Source organism: Limnoraphis robusta CS-951 (genome assembly GCF_000972705.2).
Map to the genome: position 1 here is coordinate 1 of NZ_LATL02000272.1, position 19,026 is coordinate 19,026.

The 19,026-nt window shown below is 42.0% G+C and carries 17 protein-coding genes and 2 pseudogenes; 8 read left to right on the plus strand and 11 right to left on the minus strand.

Annotated elements, in window-relative coordinates; all coding sequences use genetic code 11:
- Positions 1–532 (minus strand): hypothetical protein (locus WN50_RS23010; RefSeq protein WP_049560887.1); only part of this gene is annotated, 532 nt, incomplete at its 3' end.
- A 20-nt stretch (positions 533–552) separates the two neighbouring features.
- Complete coding sequence (locus WN50_RS23015) at positions 553–2,016, minus strand: restriction endonuclease (protein WP_235441099.1); 1,464 nt, start codon at positions 2,014–2,016, stop codon at positions 553–555.
- A 363-nt stretch (positions 2,017–2,379) separates the two neighbouring features.
- Between WN50_RS23015 and serS the strand changes: the two genes are divergently transcribed.
- A complete protein-coding gene (gene serS / locus WN50_RS23020; RefSeq protein ID WP_046278900.1) occupies positions 2,380–3,669 on the plus strand; it encodes a serine--tRNA ligase in 1,290 nt (429 codons plus the stop codon).
- A 59-nt stretch (positions 3,670–3,728) separates the two neighbouring features.
- Positions 3,729–4,130, plus strand: a complete 402-nt coding sequence (locus tag WN50_RS23025) for a Fur family transcriptional regulator (protein WP_046278901.1) — start codon at positions 3,729–3,731, stop codon at positions 4,128–4,130.
- Positions 4,131–4,132: 2 nt separating this feature from the next.
- Here WN50_RS23025 and WN50_RS23030 read toward each other — a convergent pair whose 3' ends face one another.
- Together WN50_RS23030 and WN50_RS23035 are read right to left on the minus strand one after the other, a co-directional pair.
- Positions 4,133–5,665, minus strand: coding sequence for a SagB/ThcOx family dehydrogenase (locus WN50_RS23030; protein WP_046278902.1), 1,533 nt, complete (start codon positions 5,663–5,665; stop codon positions 4,133–4,135).
- 348 nt (positions 5,666–6,013) lie between these two features.
- Positions 6,014–6,796: a cyclic nucleotide-binding domain-containing protein gene (locus WN50_RS23035; protein WP_046278903.1), complete on the minus strand. Its 783-nt coding sequence runs from the start codon at positions 6,794–6,796 to the stop codon at positions 6,014–6,016.
- A 186-nt stretch (positions 6,797–6,982) separates the two neighbouring features.
- On the opposite strand from WN50_RS23035, the gene WN50_RS23040 reads away from it, so the two are divergent.
- From WN50_RS23040 to WN50_RS23065, 6 genes are all read left to right on the plus strand, one after another.
- The gene (locus tag WN50_RS23040; RefSeq protein ID WP_046278904.1) at positions 6,983–8,029 is read left to right on the plus strand and encodes a sulfate ABC transporter substrate-binding protein; all 1,047 of its coding nucleotides are present in this window, start codon (positions 6,983–6,985) and stop codon (positions 8,027–8,029) included.
- Between the two features lie 44 nt (positions 8,030–8,073).
- Positions 8,074–8,937: a sulfate ABC transporter permease subunit CysT gene (cysT, locus tag WN50_RS23045; RefSeq protein WP_046278905.1), complete on the plus strand. Its 864-nt coding sequence runs from the start codon at positions 8,074–8,076 to the stop codon at positions 8,935–8,937.
- Between the two features lie 51 nt (positions 8,938–8,988).
- The gene (gene cysW / locus WN50_RS23050; RefSeq protein WP_046278906.1) at positions 8,989–9,843 is read left to right on the plus strand and encodes a sulfate ABC transporter permease subunit CysW; all 855 of its coding nucleotides are present in this window, start codon (positions 8,989–8,991) and stop codon (positions 9,841–9,843) included.
- A gap of 49 nt (positions 9,844–9,892) precedes the next feature.
- The gene (locus WN50_RS23055; protein WP_046278907.1) at positions 9,893–10,936 is read left to right on the plus strand and encodes a sulfate/molybdate ABC transporter ATP-binding protein; all 1,044 of its coding nucleotides are present in this window, start codon (positions 9,893–9,895) and stop codon (positions 10,934–10,936) included.
- Between the two features lie 390 nt (positions 10,937–11,326).
- A complete protein-coding gene (locus WN50_RS23060; RefSeq protein ID WP_046278908.1) occupies positions 11,327–11,938 on the plus strand; it encodes a serine O-acetyltransferase in 612 nt (203 codons plus the stop codon).
- A 26-nt stretch (positions 11,939–11,964) separates the two neighbouring features.
- Positions 11,965–12,945, plus strand: coding sequence for a glycosyltransferase family 2 protein (locus WN50_RS23065; RefSeq protein ID WP_046278909.1), 981 nt, complete (start codon positions 11,965–11,967; stop codon positions 12,943–12,945).
- Here WN50_RS23065 and WN50_RS23070 read toward each other — a convergent pair.
- From WN50_RS23070 to WN50_RS36985, 7 genes and pseudogenes are all read right to left on the minus strand, one after another.
- Entirely contained in the window at positions 12,918–13,112 is a 195-nt protein-coding gene (locus tag WN50_RS23070) for a hypothetical protein (RefSeq protein ID WP_046278910.1), read from the minus strand. The genes WN50_RS23065 and WN50_RS23070 overlap by 28 nt on opposite strands.
- 254 nt (positions 13,113–13,366) lie before the next feature.
- Positions 13,367–14,479: a hypothetical protein gene (locus tag WN50_RS34295; RefSeq protein WP_046278911.1), complete on the minus strand. Its 1,113-nt coding sequence runs from the start codon at positions 14,477–14,479 to the stop codon at positions 13,367–13,369.
- Positions 14,480–14,596: 117 nt separating this feature from the next.
- Positions 14,597–15,604, minus strand: coding sequence for a hypothetical protein (locus tag WN50_RS23080; RefSeq protein ID WP_046278912.1), 1,008 nt, complete (start codon positions 15,602–15,604; stop codon positions 14,597–14,599).
- Between the two features lie 138 nt (positions 15,605–15,742).
- Complete coding sequence (locus WN50_RS23085; RefSeq protein WP_046278913.1) at positions 15,743–16,414, minus strand: Npun_F0813 family protein; 672 nt, start codon at positions 16,412–16,414, stop codon at positions 15,743–15,745.
- 55 nt (positions 16,415–16,469) lie between these two features.
- The gene (locus WN50_RS37815) at positions 16,470–17,051 is read right to left on the minus strand and encodes an RNA-guided endonuclease InsQ/TnpB family protein (protein WP_425354836.1); all 582 of its coding nucleotides are present in this window, start codon (positions 17,049–17,051) and stop codon (positions 16,470–16,472) included.
- Between the two features lie 6 nt (positions 17,052–17,057).
- Positions 17,058–18,161 (minus strand): annotated as a pseudogene (locus WN50_RS37820) (group II intron reverse transcriptase); the annotation flags it as partial.
- Positions 18,162–18,265: 104 nt separating this feature from the next.
- Positions 18,266–18,679 (minus strand): annotated as a pseudogene (locus WN50_RS36985) (reverse transcriptase N-terminal domain-containing protein); the annotation flags it as partial.
- Between the last annotated feature and the right edge of the window lie 347 nt (positions 18,680–19,026).

Here is a 19,026-nt window from a genome sequence, read left to right on the forward strand (position 1 = left end):
TTATAATATCTGATTGATCATAATGAACTTCAGAACGGGGTAAACTTACATGATCAATATAAACCGCGTTATTCTCTAAAAAAATACCATTATGTAAAAAACGATGTATTTGGCTATAATCGATGTCTTTTGATTTGCCTAAACGGGACACCATCGATAATATTTTTAATTCATCATAAAGATCCAAAAGTTTATCTAGTACATCTATTTTTGAGTAAAAAATATTTTCATTTCCCTCTGAATCAGTAAAATTATCAGCACCACGATTATCCGTAAAAGTACCATCCCGATCATTTAGTCTGTTGGAAAAAACTTCCCTCTCCAAACAAATCTCTTTAAATCTCCTAAACAGCCTGTAAAACAAAAAGAATAAATCTCGTTTTTGATCAAAAGTATCGAGGTTTTTTAGTGAAGGATCATTATAGTCAAATCCTTTAGGCAAATGAAAAACTAAATTCTCTCCTTCTTTTTGTATGCCAACAAAAGAATACTTTTCATTCACTTGTAAATCAAGCAACTTAAAATTAATCATTGACTCTTTTCCTCGTCTTTTTAAAGTTCAGTCCATGAATCCTTGGGTACAATAGCAAAGACAAACAGATCGGCATTTGAGATAAAATCAGAGTATACTGATAATTTAATGTCTTTAGAATATTTTTTTGCTATCAACTCTTCCAACGGCTTCTTATCCCGTGAGAAAACACTATCCCAAAGATAAAACATAAGTTTATTTTTTATCTGGTCTGGAGTAATAATATTATTTTCGTCACCTTTTAAAAACCAAAACCCAATTTGTTTGCCTTCTAGTTTCATTATTGATTTATGATTATTTTTGATAAACTCGTTGAGCTTTTCTAAAAACTTTGACCACTCCAGGGTGAGAATTTTTTCGTCGGTCTCCCATTGAATTTTTATAGGCTGGACACCTTCTATCTCATAGTTAATATCAATATATTCCCAGTCCCAGCGTCTTTTAAATGCACTGTCCATATAATAAATAGACTCATCAGAAGTATTTATAGTGCAAATGATAGATAAATTTTTCGGAATAGATATTTTATTGTTTTTAAGACATTCTAAAACCCGTTTGGCATCGAGGTTATTCTCAAAAATTTTTCGGTAATAATCATAGTAATAGTCTATATGATCCCAGCATTTCCGAGATTCTGATCGAATCAGAATGCCTTCAGATGACATACGAACATCATAACCCATCGATTGGAAAATGCCTAAAGTTTCTTGTTCGGATATATCAATTTCATAAGCAGACCAATGATCGTTACTACGATCTAACAACTGAAAAACAGATCCCAAGATTGCAGCAGCATTTCCCCTGTTTAATTCATCTATTATTAATAAAGCATTTTTATTGGTCAGCCTCAAGATTTCCCTATACGCTATTCCGAGTGCTTTCTGAAAATGACCGGGAAAAAACTTATAAATAACTTGGTTATTTTCGGCAGTCTGTGGGATTAGTTTCCCCATAAAATCAAAATAAGTGTATTCTGGATGAAATACTACCTGAACTGTATTCTCAAGAAACTTGCTGTCGAACTGTTCTTTGATTCGTAAGTTTGACTTAGCAATTTCACGAACTTTGAAGCTTTTCCCAGTACCGGGACTACCAAATAGAACTTTTTGAATGGGTTGATATTTTTTTAGATCATTTTGAAACTTCTTTAGCAATGTCGTGGGATCAAAACCCAAACCAGATTCACTTACAGATTTTGTTGTGTCTCCATAAAAACAATTTTCTAACGAATCATTTGAAAGAGTAGGCAACTTTGATAGTTTTAGATCGAAAGATTTGTTTTCAGAGTACGGATCAATTTCTAAACAAATACCGTCATTAAAAATAACTTTTGTTTCTAAAACAGGACTTTCAATAACATTTACCACCTCTATACCAAAACGGTTCATGTCATATCTTATATCAAAATCGATATCAAGATAGTTTAAAATAACAGAGATATAAGTATCAATATTAACTATTTGTCCCTTTTTGCTTAAGTCCATTATTCTGATACAGAAACTTTACACTCTAAAATCATATCATTTAGGCATGAGAAAACTTTGGTTTTAGCGACGACATTGCAGGGGATGTTAAGATATAACGCGATCAAGGTACATCCCTACTATTAAAATTTATTCTTAATAAGGAGAAATTAGAGTAAAAGGTGAGCGAGGTTACAACCCAGGGTACAGGCTATCCTCTGGGTTTGACTCCCATATCATGCTCCATTTCCCAAATTAACAGTTTCTAGCAGAGGTAGCGGCTACAGATTGCTATTTGTGATACTTGAGCTAAGGGCGCGATCGCCAGTACAATCCAATAGAGGAGAGTAAAATAGCAACCGATCCAGCTTCGGGAACAAAGCCGTGTTAGACATCAAACAAATTCGGGAAAATCCACAGGCCATCCAAGATCGTTTAAAATTACGGGGAGACTACGATCTCCAACCGATTTTAGATCTCGATGAACAGCGACGTCAGCTAGAATATCAACGCATTCAACTCGAAACCCGGAGTAATGAAATAGGGAAGCAAGTTGGAGAGAAAATTAAAGGCGGAAGTGATCCGAAAGGCGCAGAAATTCAAGCGTTAAAAGATGAGGGTCAAAAAATCCGAGAAAGCTTGAGTGAACTGGAACCGAAAGAAAAGGAAATTTTAGCAGAAATAGAAGCATTATTACTCCCGATACCGAATTTACCGAGTGAGTCTACACCGCTTGGTAAAAGTGAACTAGAAAATGTCGAAGTGCGACGGTGGGGAGATGAATATATTAGCGAAAATCCTAATATTTTACCCCATTGGGAAATTGGAGAAAAGTTAGGGATTTTAAACTTTGAACGCGGGGTTAAAATTGCTCAAAGTCGGTTTGTTAGCTTGATAGGGGCGGGTGCGGCTTTAGAACGGGCGTTAATTCAGTTTATGCTGGATACACATACTTCAAATGGTTATGTTGAAGTGATGCCGCCCTTATTGGTTAATAGTACATCTTTGCAGGGAACAGGTCAACTTCCGAAATTTGCTGAAGAAAGCTTTAAATGCAGCGATGATGATCTGTGGTTAATTCCAACTTCAGAAGTTCCTGTTGTTAATTTCTACAGAGATGAGATTTTAGACGCGGAACAATTGCCGATTTATCACTGTTCTTTTACGCCTTGTTTTCGGAGAGAAGCGGGGAGTTATGGAAAAGATACTCGGGGTTTAATTCGACTGCATCAGTTTAACAAAGTGGAACTGATTAAATTGGTTCATCCTGATACTTCCGAAGAAGAACATGAGAAATTAGTTCGAGATGCAGAAGGAATTTTACAAGCGTTGAAATTGCCTTATCGGGTGATCGAACTTTGTACGGGAGATTTGGGATTTTCGGCGGCAAAATGTTATGATTTAGAAGTGTGGTTGCCGTCTTCGCAAACTTATCGAGAGATTTCTAGCTGTTCTAATGTGAAAGATTTTCAGCCCCGACGGGCGAATATTCGCTTTAAAGATACCAAGTCTGGAAAGAAAAAGAAGAAAACCGAATTTGTTCATGCGTTGAACGGTTCAGGACTGGCAATTGGTCGTACAATGGCAGCAGTTCTGGAAAACTATCAGCAACCCGATGGGAGTGTGAGAATTCCCGAAGCACTACAACCTTATCTCAAGCGTGAGGTGTTGTGAGATGTTGTCAAAGATTGAGATAGCCTAGAGAGAGGCATTCATTGAAATCTAAACTCCAGATGAACACTCGTCGCACCCGTAGCCAAGAGGTTATTTTAGATCAACTCAAAACCCAAAAGCGATCCGTTTCCGCCCAGGAACTTTACGCCGAGTTACGCAAAACTCAGCACAAAATGGGGTTAGCTACCGTTTATCGGGCGCTAGATACCTTGAAACGGGAAGGTTTAGTTCATGTGCGAACCCTACCCACAGGTGAGTCCGTCTATAGTTGTGTTCAACAAGACGAACATCACCTGACTTGTGTTGAATGTGGGCAATCTATTCCTCTGAATGAATGCCCGGTACATCATCTTGAAAGTTTATTACAACAGTCTCATAATTTCAAGATTTACTATCATACTTTGGAGTTTTTTGGGTTGTGTGAACGCTGTTGTCATTCGGAAAAAATGGAGAAGTCCTAATTTTATCCGGGTCGTCCTAAAGTGGTAATATAAATCACAGCCTCATCGGTGGGAATTCCCAAGACTTCATTGACTTTATCATCGAAAAAGCCACCGATACCACTCACCCCTAACCGCAGATAAATGGCGGCTAAGTTCAAGCGTTGACCTAAATGACCTGCATCCATGTGAAGATAGCGGTAAGCGCGATCGCCATATTTAGCAACAGCTTTTTTCAAGTCAGCCGTGTGAAACAACACAACCCCCGCATCCCGTCCGAGTTCTTGTCCTAAACAGAGATAATGGAGTTCTCGGCGAAAATTCTTAAAGCGAATTTGCCGCAATTCTTGGGCAAGGGGTGCATAATAATAACATCCTTCTTCTAAACCGTTGACTCCTGAAACAGCAAGAAACGTCTCAATTAAACCTAAATCAAAAAAATCGGGAGAACCATTCAATCCTTGATTGATATAGTGATGGGGTTGGTAGGTAAAATCTAATAATGCCAAGAGTTCTTCTAATTTTAAATCACCCCCGCTATAACTGCGAGTTGAACGGCGTTTAAGAATCGTTTGATCTAATCCTTGGCAATTTTTCCCCCAATCTATTGAAGTTATAACGGTCGAGACTTTTGTACAAAACGGAAAATTGTATTTGTCTTCAATCTCTTCATTAATGGGGGTTTGAGTCCATCCTTGAGTTCCCGAGGTATCTGAGTCTAACTTCGTAGCATTATGCAGATAGGCTAACAGTTCACCCTCCGCAAGTTCAGGATAGTCCGTTTGGGTTTTAGAAGGTAAAGCCGTGCGTGTCGAGGGTAAATTTTGGTCAATTTCTAATAAATCCGCTAAAGCAATAACCGTAATGGCTCCTTCTCGGCTAGAATCTAAATACATCATCTGATTGAGTGGTTCATCAGCAAATCCGCCAATCAAATGGGGTCGATAATCATTCAGGGTACTGGCTAACTCAATATTACCGAGTAAATGACCTGTATCAAGAAAAATGCGACGATAGGCGCGATCTTGATACCGCCAAGCCGAACGATAAAATACAGCAGTAATGGCGATCGCTAAATGGGTATTTTCTAAAGCCGGATGCCAAAAACAAGCGGTTTGCAAATCTTGCCAAACTTGAGTATCCCAGAATTGAATTAATGAATGGGTTATAGGTTGATAATTATAAAGTCCTGGCGGTAAAAAAGTAGTCCCCCTGGAAATCATGTAAACCTCAGCCGGATACAGTCCCCCCGCAGAGGGTGAACTTCTCAGATAGTGAAACCCCTGCATGGTTGAGAGTTTCGCCGTTAAACCGTAGCTGTGCAGCAACAGGTGAGACAAACGTTGAGCTTCTTTCAGCTTGGGATCTTCTGATAAGGGTTCTGAGGTATCCCGAAGGTGGGGTCTGAGATCAAAGGTTTGGCCAATTTTATACTCTTTAAAAGGAGTGGGTTGTTGTTCCCAGTCGAGTTGCTGGCTTTTAGACGCAATGGTTTCTGGGTGGTATTTGGTTCGCTCGTGAAAGTGTTGAGCAATAGAGACTGGAGTTTCTGGCATAGGAGTCAACTGAACGCAACGTCAAGGACGAGAGATGGAAATGGGAATGATCTGATTTTAAAAGGGTTTCTTCTCTAGTCTAAACTCCGGGGCAGATTTGTGATGATAACTGCGTAACAGTGACCAGCTTTTACAGTTATCAGTTATCAGTTATCAGTTATCAGTTATCAGTTATCAGCGCGAAGTGCGATCTTGGGGTTACGCCTGCGTGGAGCAACTTCGTAAGAGAGTTACCAGTTTTTACAGTTATCAGTTACCAGTTTTTACAGTTATCACTGGTCACTGTAAACTGTTCACTGTAAACTGTTCACTGTAAACTGGTCACTGGTCACTGGTCACTGGTCACTGTTAACGTAACGGCCACCAAGAGACTTTATCTCGGGTAGCGCCGTAGACTTCTTTTAAGCCTTCTGCATTGAGAACGTGTATCATATCCCCAGATTCATCATTAGATTTTCCAGACTCAATCAATTTCACCTTTTGCATTCCCTTCAACACTTGCTCAACGGTGCGGTGATTGAGTTGACAGGCGTGAGAAATGACATCAATGGGTAGGTCAAAGTTGTACACCCCGTTAGAGTCGGGTTGGCTTCCTAACGCCCGTTCTTGATAGATGAGCGCTCGTAAGAGTGTAGCGACGGCTTGCGGGGGGTAAGAACTGCAATTGAGGAGATGATAGATAAATTTTTCTCGCAGTTCAAATAGGATTTCATAGCGATCGCGTATCAGTTCGCTGTCATTATAGATCGCTTGCAAGGTTTCCAACGGAAATTTAATCACATCTGTGGTTTTGTAGGCTTCTACCAAACTGGGAAAAGCCCGTCCGACTCGTCCGTAACTAAAGGGTAGGTTTCGCATCCCAAAACAACCGCCAGGGTAAGTAATGGAAATCACCCGGTTTAACGGGGTGCTACGGGTAATGACAAAACCACTCTCCAAAATTAAGTACAGCACATCTCCAGAGACATTGGGGCGAAAAGCCGTATAAACGGGGCGGTTCGAGTACAGCTTATCCATTGTCAGGTCTTTGGGGAGATAGTTGGCTAACCAGTCTGTATCGAGTTCTCGAAACAGATAGTTATATTTAATCAACCGTTCAGCCAGACTGGGTTCTGACTTCTTTGCTGCCATAGCCGCAAGCCTTGAGTGTAAGTGTGTCTTATCTGTTATGGAACCTTACTTCCGCCACAATGTAAAGCTTTTGCAAATTGTATTTAAAATGTATTGAATTTTATTTTGACTACAGATATGATTAATTTAAGATAAAAGCAAAAATCAAGCTCAATCTAAAAACAACACAATTCCAGGAGAATCAAAATGAATCCTTCGCCCCTATCCCGTATCGGACTATTGCTATCAGCAGCTGCCCTCAGCAGTGTATTAGCCGCTTGCTCATCCGGCGATAGCGCTCAACAACAAGGCGAGAAAAGACTGACCCTCGTCTCCTATGCTGTGACCCAAAGTGCTTACGAAAAAATCATTCCCCAGTTCGTTGCCGAGTGGGAAGCCAAAACAGGCGAAAAGGTTGTCTTTGACCAAAGCTATGGCGGTTCAGGTTCTCAAGCCCGAGCGGTGATTGATGGTTTAAACGCGGATGTAGTGGCGTTAGCGCTCGCCCTCGATACCCAAAAAATTGAAGAAGCTGGACTCATCGAACCGGGTTGGGAACAGGAACTCCCGAATGACTCTATCGTTCACAAGTCCGTTGTTGCTTTCGTACTTCGGGATCAAAATATTAACGTCAAAACTTGGGCAGACTTAGCCCGTGATGATGTTTCATTAATTACTGCAAACCCAAAAACTTCGGGGGGTGCGAGATGGAATTTTATGGCGTTTTGGGGGGTAATTACCCAAGCAGGCGGTAGCGAACAACAAGCCCAAGACTTCGTGCAGAAAGTCTATCAACGGGTTCCGGTTCTTCCCCGAGATGCGAGGGCGGCGAGTGATGTTTTCTATAAACAAGGTCAAGGCGATGTGCTAATTAACTACGAAAATGAAGTGATTTTAGCGGCACAAAAAGGTGATTCTCAACCTTACATTGTTCCCACAGATTACAACATTTCGATTGATAACCCGGTCGCCGTTGTTGATGCAAATGTCGATAAAAAAGGAACCCGAGAAGTCGCTGAAGCTTTTGTTCAATATTTGTATACTCCCCAAGCCCAACGAGAATTTGCGAAAGTCGGTTTTCGTCCCGTTGACGCTCAAATTGAAGCCGAATTTGCCGCTCAATATCCCAAAATTAAAAACCTATTTACCGCCAAAGATTTAGGCGGTTGGAATGCTGTACAAACCCAATTTTTTGCGGATGGTGCAATTTTTGATAATATTCAAGCCCAAATTGCTCAATCTCCCAGAAATTAGAAATTAACCCGGTTGTCTTCACTCAACAAACGCATAATTTGATTATGACTTCTTCAACTGCCTCCCCACCCAATTTATTTAGCCGCATTGTTTACCCTAACTTAGAGCGAATTTCTTTGCCTTGGACGGTAACAATTCTATCTTTAGTCTTGCTGTTATTGTTACCGATTACAGCATTACTGAGCAAATCTTTTTCGATTGGATTTAGTGAGTTTTGGCGCATTGCAACGACACCTGTTGCGATGTCGGCTTATAACGTTACTTTCCTGACTGCTTTATTCGCTGGTTCAATTAATGGTGTGATGGGAACGTTAGTGGCTTGGGTCTTAGTTCGTTACGATTTTCCTGGTAAAAAAATCGTTGATGCGGCGGTAGATTTACCCTTTGCACTCCCAACATCTGTAGCGGGTTTAGTGTTAGCAACCCTTTACGGGCCACAAGGTTGGATCGGACAATTTTTTGCTCCTTTTGGGATTAAAATTGCCTTCACTCGTTTAGGGGTATTTGTGGCGATGATGTTTATTTCTTTACCGTTTGTTGTGAGAACGTTACAACCTGTTTTGCAAGAGATGGAACCGGAAATTGAACAAGCAGCCTGGAGTTTAGGGGCAACGCCTTTGCAAACTTTTACTCGCGTATTATTGCCGCCTTTAATCCCTTCAATTTTAACCGGAGTTGCCTTGGGATTTGCTCGGGCTGTCGGTGAATATGGTTCTGTTGTGATTGTTTCTTCTGCGATTCCGTTTAAAGATTTAATTGCACCTGTGCTAATTTTTCAACGCTTAGAACAGTTCGATTATGAAGGAGCGGCTGTGATTGGAACGGTATTGTTACTGGTTTCATTAGTGATGTTATTTGCTATCAATAGTTTACAACGATGGGGGCAACGTTACGCAATTAAATCATAAATTTTCAATGATTTAAGCGGTTAATTTTTTCTCAATAACACACAGGAAATTATGCTGAATCTAGTCAAAACAGAGACTTACCCCATTCAAAGTATCCGTAAAATCCCGATACAAGCGGTATTAATTGCCATTGCATTAGTCTATTTAGCACTCATCTTGTTTATTCCTGCTGTTGCCGTTTTTTATGAAGCGTTTCATAAGGGAATTGGTCAGTTTCTTACGGCTGCAAGTGGTCGAGAATTTATCCATGCAGCACAAATGACGCTGATTATTGCAGCAATCGTTGTTCCCTTCTGTACTATATTTGGAACTTGTGCCGCTTTGGTATTAGCTAGAAACAACTTTCCGGGACGAACGCTATTAATTAGTATCCTTGATTTACCCTTCGCAATTTCTCCCGTTGTTGCTGGATTAATGATTGTTTTGTTGTATGGAAGTAACGGTTGGTTTGCTCCTGTACTCAAGGCATTAAACATTCAAGTCTTGTTTTCACTACCCGGAATGGTGATGGCTACATTATTTGTAACTTTGCCCTTTGTCGCCCGAGAAGTGCTTCCGGTTTTAGAAGAAATCGGCACTGAACAAGAAGAAGCAGCCCACACTTTAGGCGCTAATGAATGGCAAACATTCTGGCGAGTTACCCTTCCGAATATTAAATGGGGATTACTGTATGGTGTGTTGTTAACAAATGCCCGAGCGATGGGTGAATTTGGTGCGGTTGCTGTGGTTTCTGGCTTGATTTCTGGTCGCACATTAACGTTACCTTCTTTTGTCGAACAAGCCCACAAAAATTATCAAGATGAAGCCGCATTTGGTGCCGCAGCCGTTTTAGCCCTCTTAGCAGCAGTAACATTAGTTCTGAAAGAGATTTTAGAACGTCGTACAGCTCGGAAAATGAGTGCATAGAAATTTCGATTCTGATCCTAAATCTGTTCTTTAATTGGAGGAAAAAGCGATGAGTATTATCATTCAAAACGTTTCTAAAAATTTTGGTAACTTCCAAGCCCTGCACAACATCAACTTAGAAATCAAAACCGGAAGCTTAGTGGCTTTATTAGGGCCGTCAGGTTCAGGAAAATCGACCTTATTACGAACCATTGCAGGTTTAGAAACAGCCGATATCGGCAACATTATTATCAATGGTCAAAATACCACCCATCTTGATGTCCGTCAGCGTAATATTGGCTTTGTCTTCCAACACTACGCCCTGTTTAAACATCTCACCGTTCGTCAAAATATTGCTTTCGGTTTAGAAATTCGCAAACAGCGTCCGGCTTTTATTAAATATCGAGTTGAAGAATTACTGCGGTTAATTCAATTAGAAGGACTCGGAAACCGTTATCCCGCACAACTATCTGGGGGTCAACGTCAACGGGTGGCTTTAGCCCGTGCCTTAGCGGTTCAACCGGAAGTATTATTATTAGATGAACCGTTTGGGGCGCTCGATGCAAAAGTGCGTCAAGAGTTGCGAACTTGGTTGCGTCATTTGCATGATGAAGTTCATGTCACCAGTGTATTTGTGACTCACGACCAAGAAGAAGCGATGGCGGTTGCTGATGAAATTGTGGTGATGAATCAAGGTAAAATTGAACAAGTGGGAACCCCCGCAGACATTTATGACCGTCCAGCAACTCCCTTTGTGATGAATTTTATCGGGGCGGTTAATGTGGTTCCAACCCATGTCTCTTTGGTTGCGGAACACGCCCGAGAAGCCTTACCTGCACATCTGTTTATTCGTCCTCACGATATCGAGATGTTACCTTTTCCTGCTACCGGAACAACTGCTGCTCATATTAAACGCATTACCCATTTAGGTTCGGAAGTTCAAATTGATTTAATCTTAGCGGATGAACATCAGCTTGTCGCTCACCTAACTCGCGAACAATTTACCCAACTGAACTTTAAAAAAGATCAGAAAGTGTTTATTAAACCGAAGCGGGGTTATCGAGGTGATACTTGTGAACTTTTGTTAGAAAATAGACTCGCACGAAAAGCTTAGATACCTGTATCGAAAGGGTGGCATTGTTCACCCTACTGTTCAATCAAGTTTACACCCAATCCTGATAATAGATACCCTTTTGTCGAGAGGTTTGGTAGCAGTCCATACAGAATTATGAAAATTTGTAAAGAAGGTTCAACAAGCAGGATTTTGTATGATGTAAAACTTCTATTCATTGAGTTTGACCCGTTGAAAATAGAAGTACCTTGGCTGGTTTTTTGAAATTGATGCCAAATTGGCAACCTTTATTCAAAAAGTTTGTTACTCTACATCTATCAAACAACTGTTTAGCTGTAGTATCAGCAATGTCTACTTGGGTTAAAAATGTAGATTAAAAAAAACAACTTATACAAGTTGTTGCCTTTCTTAACACTTGAGGAGAAACTGACAATGGTCATACAATCACCGTCTTTCAATTCTAACTTCAATTCCGATAGCTCTGAGGTTGATGATACTTCACCTGAAAATATAGGATTGTGGCAACAAATTCGTGAAGATTGGATTGTTCACCAACAAGATTGGACAAGACCCGGATTTCGCGCCGTAGCGGTAGCGCGGTTTGGACAGTGGAGAATGACCGTTAAATCTAAACTATTACGAGCGCCTTTAACTATTCTCTATCGGTCTTTATTTCGCCATGTTCGTAATGTTTATGGCATTGAATTACCCTACACCGTAGAACTCGGACGGCGTGTAATTATTGAACATCAAGGCGCGATTGTGGTTCATGGTTATAGTAAAATTGGGGATGACTGCATTATTCGTCAAGGTGTAACCATTGGAAATCGCTATTTAGACCGTCCTTTGGAGGCTCCAAAACTGGGTAAACGAGTTAATATTGGTGCAGGCGCAAAAATTCTGGGTGATGTAACGATTGGCGATGATGTTTGTGTTGGGGCTAATGCCGTTGTACTATCTGATGTGCCTGCGGGTGCGACAGTTGTGGGTATTCCTTCTAAAATTATCCGCAGCAAAAAATCTGATTTACAAACCCTTGTGTAGTTAAACAATCGCTTTTAAACTGTTGTATGAATCTACTGGTTGTCATTCTGAATTATCGCACTCCCACACTAACGATTAACTGTTTGCGATCGCTCGTTCTGGAAGTTCAATCTCAGCCGAATATTCAGGTTGTAGCAGTAGATAACTGTTCAGGCGACGGTTCAGTTGCTCAAATTCAAGAGGCAATTAAAGCAGAAGGATGGGGAGAATGGGTTTCACTTTTACCCCTTGATAAAAATGGCGGCTATGCCTTTGGTAATAATGCCGCAATTCGTCCGGCTTTACAATCGTCTGATCCCCCGGATTTTGTGTGGTTACTGAACCCGGATACAGAAGTTCGTCGGGGTGCAATGCAACCGTTAATAGACTTTCTTCAGACGCATCCTCAAGTGGGAATTGTGGGAAGTCGCCTCGAATATCCTGATGGTACTCCCCAACGTTCGGCTTTTCGCTTTCAAACCCTGATGAGTCAATTTGAAGGGGGCTTGCGATTAGGATTAGTCTCAAAACTGTTAGCGCGTTGGATGGTTGCGCCTCCGGTGTCTAACTCCCCTTGTGCGACAGACTGGGTACCAGGTGCGAGTATGATGGTACGGCGTGAAGTCTTTGAACAAGCGGGTTTACTCGATGAAGGGTATTTTCTGTATTACGAAGACGAGGATTTTTGTTTGCAAGCCAAACGTGCAGGCTGGAGTTGTTGGTATGAACCCCAAAGTCGGGTGGTTCATTTAGTTGGGCAGAGTTCGGGGATTACAGACACTAAAATTACCCCGAAGCGTCGCCCCCAATATTGGTTTGATGCACGACATCGTTACTACGTGAAAAACTACGGATGGCTGTATGCAGCCCTTGTCGATGGGGCGTGGATTGTTAGTTTAACCCTGTGGCGCTGGCGTCGAACCCTCGAACGTAAACCCATTCTTGATCCCCCTCGTTTTCTGTTTGATTCGATTCGTAATAGTGTATTTTTGTACTCGTTTCAAAATGCGAAACCTGGAAAACCTTGATTTAACAATTCTAAATTGTTGCTATCGACTGCACCAGCGATTTCCCTAGCACGCAGGTTCTCAGCATCAATAAGCTCATAGATTGCAATATTCGGGCGATATTGAGGGTAATCGTCTTTCCAGCGCGACTCCAACCTAGTATCCGTGCCTCGGATATTGTTTTCCATATTTTGCTTTTGCTGAGGTGATCAATCAATTGCATTGGAAGAAAACCAAGTTTGACGATGTGCTGATATCCACTGTGCATTAGCATGATGATTACTATATAACCGTTGCATTAGGCTAGACTTACCAGTGCCGTTGGTACCAAGAATAAACAAGATTTCTGGCACGTTGATTCTTGGTTGAGTGGTTCACCTGTAGGTCGAGAAATCGTCAAATCGAAGGTCACAATTTAGACTTTAATCATTACAATTAAAAGTTAAAATCGATAGACCTGACCATCAATTAAGAGTCGAGTAATTCCCTTCGCTTGTAAACAAGGCGCCGCTTTTTGCAACAAACGACTATCAGGAACTTTAAATACTCGTTGATTTCGGGCTGAAAAACGACTCGCGACTCGATGATTATCAAACACAGGTAAGGTTTTTTCGTGAATTTCATCAGCCGGAATTTGCCCTAATTCGCTAAATGCTTTTAAAGGTTTAGCAACCAATTCAGCCGCCCGATCAATCACGAGATAGCAAATTTTTGGAAGTTCTGCTTCCGCCAATGGTAAGATTTTAACTAGACCCGCCATTGAAAGAGGAGAAGTGAAGAACTTTTCTCGTTCTTCGTCATCTGAATAGTCTTCTAAATCATCCTCATCTTCATCCTCATCAGGGTCAAACTCGCTATATTCTTCTCGCAAAAAGTCCTCAGCGAGCAGTTTAATATTAGCTGAAGTTGAATCTGAGGAATAGTTGGATTGTTCGTCTCCTGACTTGAGAATCGGCTTAGGAGTTGTCACGGTATCTACTTCTAAATCAACTTCTGATGATTCTGACAACTCAACGTTCTCGCTAGCTGAAGAGCGTTTACGTCGCCGCTTAGTCACGGGGAAAGAGTCAAGTAGAGAAGACACTTCTCGATACTCAGGTTCGGAATATTCAGATTCGGAATATTCAGATTCGGAATATTCAGGTTCGGAATATTCAGGTTCGGAATATTCAGGTTCGGAATATTCAGGTTCGGAATATTCAGGTTCGGAATATTCAGATTCGGAATATTCAGGTTCGGAATATTCAGATTCGGAATATTCAGGTTCGGAATATTCAGGTTCTGGATACTCAAGTTCAAGCATGGGGGTGAATATTGATTCTTCAAGTTCCTCAGCATTGCGCGTCGAGCGTTTACCTGTTCGATGCAGGCGTTGTTTCTGCTGAGTCAGAGTCTCATAAGTATCCTTGGGAATGGCACTTTGAAGAACACGTCTGACGGTTGAACTACTTACTCCATAGCGATCAGCCAGAGTAATGGTTGTCTCCTCTGGCATCTGTTGGTACAACTTAACAATTTCCTGTTTTTCAGCGTCAGATAATTTGGAGGATGACATTCGATTTTGGGTTTGAGATCTTAGATAGAGGATCGGAAAGTAACTGTTGAGAGAGTGAGCGATAATCGCGAGAACTCAGTTCCTGATCATAAATCACCTGCTCACCAGTTACCTATTTTAGCTTTTCGCACTGCCGCGTTTGCCGCGTCTACTCTGACGAGAACGGGTGGAAATGTCATATTCTAAAACAGCACCAATCGCGAATAAAATTCCAGTAAACACAAAAAACACTTCTAATAATCCGCCACTTTCATATTCTCCTTCGCCGCGAACATCTGCCCACTTAAAGTACATATCAGCCACGTAGAGGGAAAAGGTAGCAAATGCAATCATTCGCCAAGATTGAGAAAAACGTCCACCCCAAAATGCCAAAATTAGGGCAGTCGCCAAAATCAACAGAAAAACATCACCAATAATGTAAAACAGATTCACCCCGGTTGCTAGGGGCTGTAGTTTTTCATCTAAAGTGACGATCCAAGCGGGGGCTGTCGTTTCTTCGTCCACTTCTGGGGCGGAGATCACCGAAGTCTCTGGCGAAGAAGGGGTAGCGGGTTCTAGGGCGACTTGTTCGATAGCAGGTGTTTCTGGGGAACCAATCAGCCCAAAAAAGGAAGGATCAGCCACCCAAACGGCTAAGGCTGTCCCCGCGACTGCAACTCCGGTGATCGCCGCCCATTGCCAAATTTCTAAATTCAACCGCTTGGAGGTGACAGCAAGAACCATCCCCCACCCCAAGAAGAAGTAACTCAAGACATAAAAGAAATCAGCTAGTGAAACATCTGGATCTAAGTTCCAAACCAACTCCCACAATCCAAACAGCACACCTGAAATGAAATAGAATAAACATCCTAAACCAAAACCTAACCAAACATTTCGTCCGCTCACCATTTGGGGACTTTGCCAGTTGCGGTAACAAACCAATGCTGCCACCAGAAAAGCACCCAGTTCAAACACATAGGTACCAATCGAGTACCAGAGTGGTAGCTCCTCTCCTTCAGGGGTTACACTAAACAGCAGAAAGAACAATAATGCCAGTACAGCCCAGACGATACCGAAAATGACCAGATTCTGAGCCGATAGCATTGAGGATATAGACAGTGATTTTTGGTGTGAAGTGCTACTCATAGGGATAAAATAACAGGCAATTTAACGGGAAAGACTCTGATTTGATGCCCCATCAGTCGCCAAAACCGACTTTTTAGTGGCGTCTATTGTTCAGCGTCCCATATCGGGGACATACAGCCTAGAATTTCTCAACATTCCTTAACCTATTGCCCACAGCTTACCAACAGAAGATTGATTTAGCCAACCGATAAAGTTAGCCCGATCTTCGTTTGTCAATTCTTCAAGCACTTCATCCATTCCCTCGGCGAAGCTGGTATTGCCAAAATAGTTTTTGGCAAGCTGATAAAGTTCCTCTAACAAAGTGTTGAGATGATGTTCCTGCCAGGGGGGAATCTGAAGATCGTCAAGAGGGTCTCTTGTCAGTAAGGTTTTCACCGCTTCTTGAGTTTCCGTTTGGGGAAACTTGGCTTTGTGAAAAATTTGTGCTAAATCTTTTTCAAAAGAGCCAGCTTGTCGGGAGCCTAGCAAGTCTTCCACATCAAAGTATACGGCTTGCAAAACTAGCAAACACGCGCTTATTAGTGCAGATTGCTTACTATCGCTGGTATTCAAACCATCGCCAATCAGTTGATCAGGGCGAACTTTCCCCCAAACGCTATAGCGATCTGGCTCTTCGAGCAGTACACAAGCTTTGCCTCGGTTATCCGTCAGATCTCGCCAGAAGGCTTTTGCTTCATCGGATTGCTGGGCGGTGAACACTTTCATAAGGCGAAAACTCTGTCCCTGATAATTCAAAATGGGAATTTGCAGATCCCGATTTGGGTGTTGAATGGTTTTAATTTCAACATCCTGCCGTTTCAGAATAAACATGACACTCTGACCTACTCCTGGATCGGGCTGGAGGCTGTGTCTGTCATTGTAGTCTCTAACACTGACCTCCGACTAGAAGCATAATTACGGGGATTCCAGCTTCATCCCAGAATAACATGAGTGACATACTCCCGACGCTGACCGCGCTTGCGGTACAGCCCGGGCTTCTCTTCCGAGCCTTAGCTGGTTGAGCGTTTTTGAGTAAGCCGATGTCCAAGCCTACTTTTTTGATGAGAATTGCCGCATTGGTATCCCGGTCGAGTTCTGTCCCGCAATGTGGGCAAGAATGCCATCGGTCAGACAACTCTTTCGGAACACGATTCAGGCAGTTTGAGCAATGCTGAGAAGTTCCTTTGGGGTTAACCTTGACAACTCTCCGACCAGCTTTTTCAGCTTTGAAGGCGAGGATATCAACGAATTGACTCCAACCTGCGTCAGCAATACTCTTATTGATCCCTGACTTTGCAGATTGCCCGTTCGGAAGAAACTTCCCAGTTTTATCTTTCTTGGGTTTAGCGCGTCTGGTCATATTTTTCACGCTTAGATCCTCAACAAACACCACATCGGCTTTCTTGAGAATTTTTTGTGCTGTTTCGTAGTGAAACTGTTTGCGTTGCCGTGCAATCTTTTGATGCAATCGAGTTGATTTGGGGATTCTGTGGTCAACTTCCATCACATCGTTTTCACGGAATATTAATCCGCAGTAGGTACACTTCCCTTTTTGCTTCTTTAAGAGTTTGGATACCCTTTTAGGCATTTCAGGGTTGTTACCCATTCTTGTACTCCAGTAAACCAGGTTTCCGTCCTATGGTGACGATTCGCCTTTAACTTTTACATGACGCTTGATTTCAGTGGCGCTATGTTTCTGTAACCGCATTGGGTTTTTACCCTCAGACCTGGTTGCGAATACCCAGTTATCGCCTTTTATTGTTTGCCAATATTTCTTTACCACCCATTCTTTTGATTTGTTTGGGTGTCGGCGTTTCGCCCAAGCAAAAAGTTTTAGGAAAATGAGGCTGTCTAAATCTGAGAATGCCTCCTTGCTTATTACGGTTGAGTAGTAATTTGCCCACCCCCTGATGATGGGGTTTAATCGACTGATGAGTGCCGCTTGCGGTGCAGTCTTATGAGCTTCAATTACTGCTGCTATTTTGTCGTAATGTACCTTCTGCTTTTCCTTGCTTGGAGTGATGATGGTCTTAAAGCCTAGTTGTCTATTTCCCCTTGAGGTTTTACCTGAATGGTATTTACCTACGGGGAATTGACGTATATTAAAACCAAGGAAGTTGAAACCTGGTTGTTCTTGCTCACACTGATTGAGGGTGTGAGTAATTCTAGTTTTGTTAGGCTTTAACTCCAATCCCATGCCTTTTAACCATTCAGAGATAATCTCCTTGCATCTTTGGACAACGGTTATGTCTTCGTGGAGAATAACGAAGTCATCGGCATACCGGATGAAGTTCAGGGCTTTTCGATTATCCCTTTTGCCAAAACCACTCTTAGTAGGAAGAGTATCAGCAAATTCTTTCACCCGTTCTTCCATCCCGTGAAGGGAGATGTTAGCCAAAAGAGGAGAAATGACCCCTCCTTGTGGCGTTCCCTCAGATGTTTCGAGGTACTGCATATTATCCATCACTCCCGCTTTTAACCATGCTCGTATTTGACGGCGTATGGTGGGAAATGTATTCAATTTGTTAAGCAGTGCTTTATGGTCGATGCGGTCAAAACATTTCGATATGTCGGCATCTATAGCACTACGCAAATTGGTTAGGACATTTTTAGATTCTGAAACCCTTTCATAGTCTGCTGTTCCCTGTTCCCCGTTCCCTGTTCCCGATTCAAGTAGCGCTATAGCACAAATTTAGGCTTGAGCCTGATTGCGCTAAATATTGCCTCTACCGCATCTTGGCATGAGCGTCCTGGTCTGAACCCGTATGAGTTCGGTTCAAATCGTGCCTCCCATTCTGGCTCTAATGCCATTTTGACAAGCACTTGCAAGGCTCGGTCTTTCATCGTAGGTATTCCTAATGGTCGTTTCTCTTCCGTTCCTGGCTTGGGAATCCATACTCGCCTAGTTGGGCTGACCTTAGTTCCAAGTTTTAATTCCCCTGTTAGGGCAAGACGTTGCTTTGGGGTTAGGTTCTTTTGCCCATCCACACCTGCCGTCTTTTTCCCTTGGTTATCTTGGGAAACTCTACGAACCGATAAAGCTCTTGCTGACCAGGACTTCATCAATATCTTCTGGAGTCCGCGAACTAACTTTACCAAAAATTGCCGCACACGCCCCTACCTTCAGGTATGGGGATATAAGGCTCTTTCTAATGCTATAATAACTCTACTGGCAGGGTATTCAACCAGTTGAAAAACCCAGCATCTAATCGATGCAATTAACCTTGAAAACTTAAGGTATGGGGTTCTTGCAAGAAATGCTTTGGCCATATAAAACCTTAAAGCACCAAGTACAGAGAACAAAGCATTTTTTTCTCAAGTACGGTAGGGCATACCGAAACTATCTCTGAAATGGGATGAACGACTGGGGAGACTCACCCCTCTGGAGTAGGTTAGGAAACTAGCTTGCTGTAAGGGTTGTCAATGAATCAGTAATCCAAAGC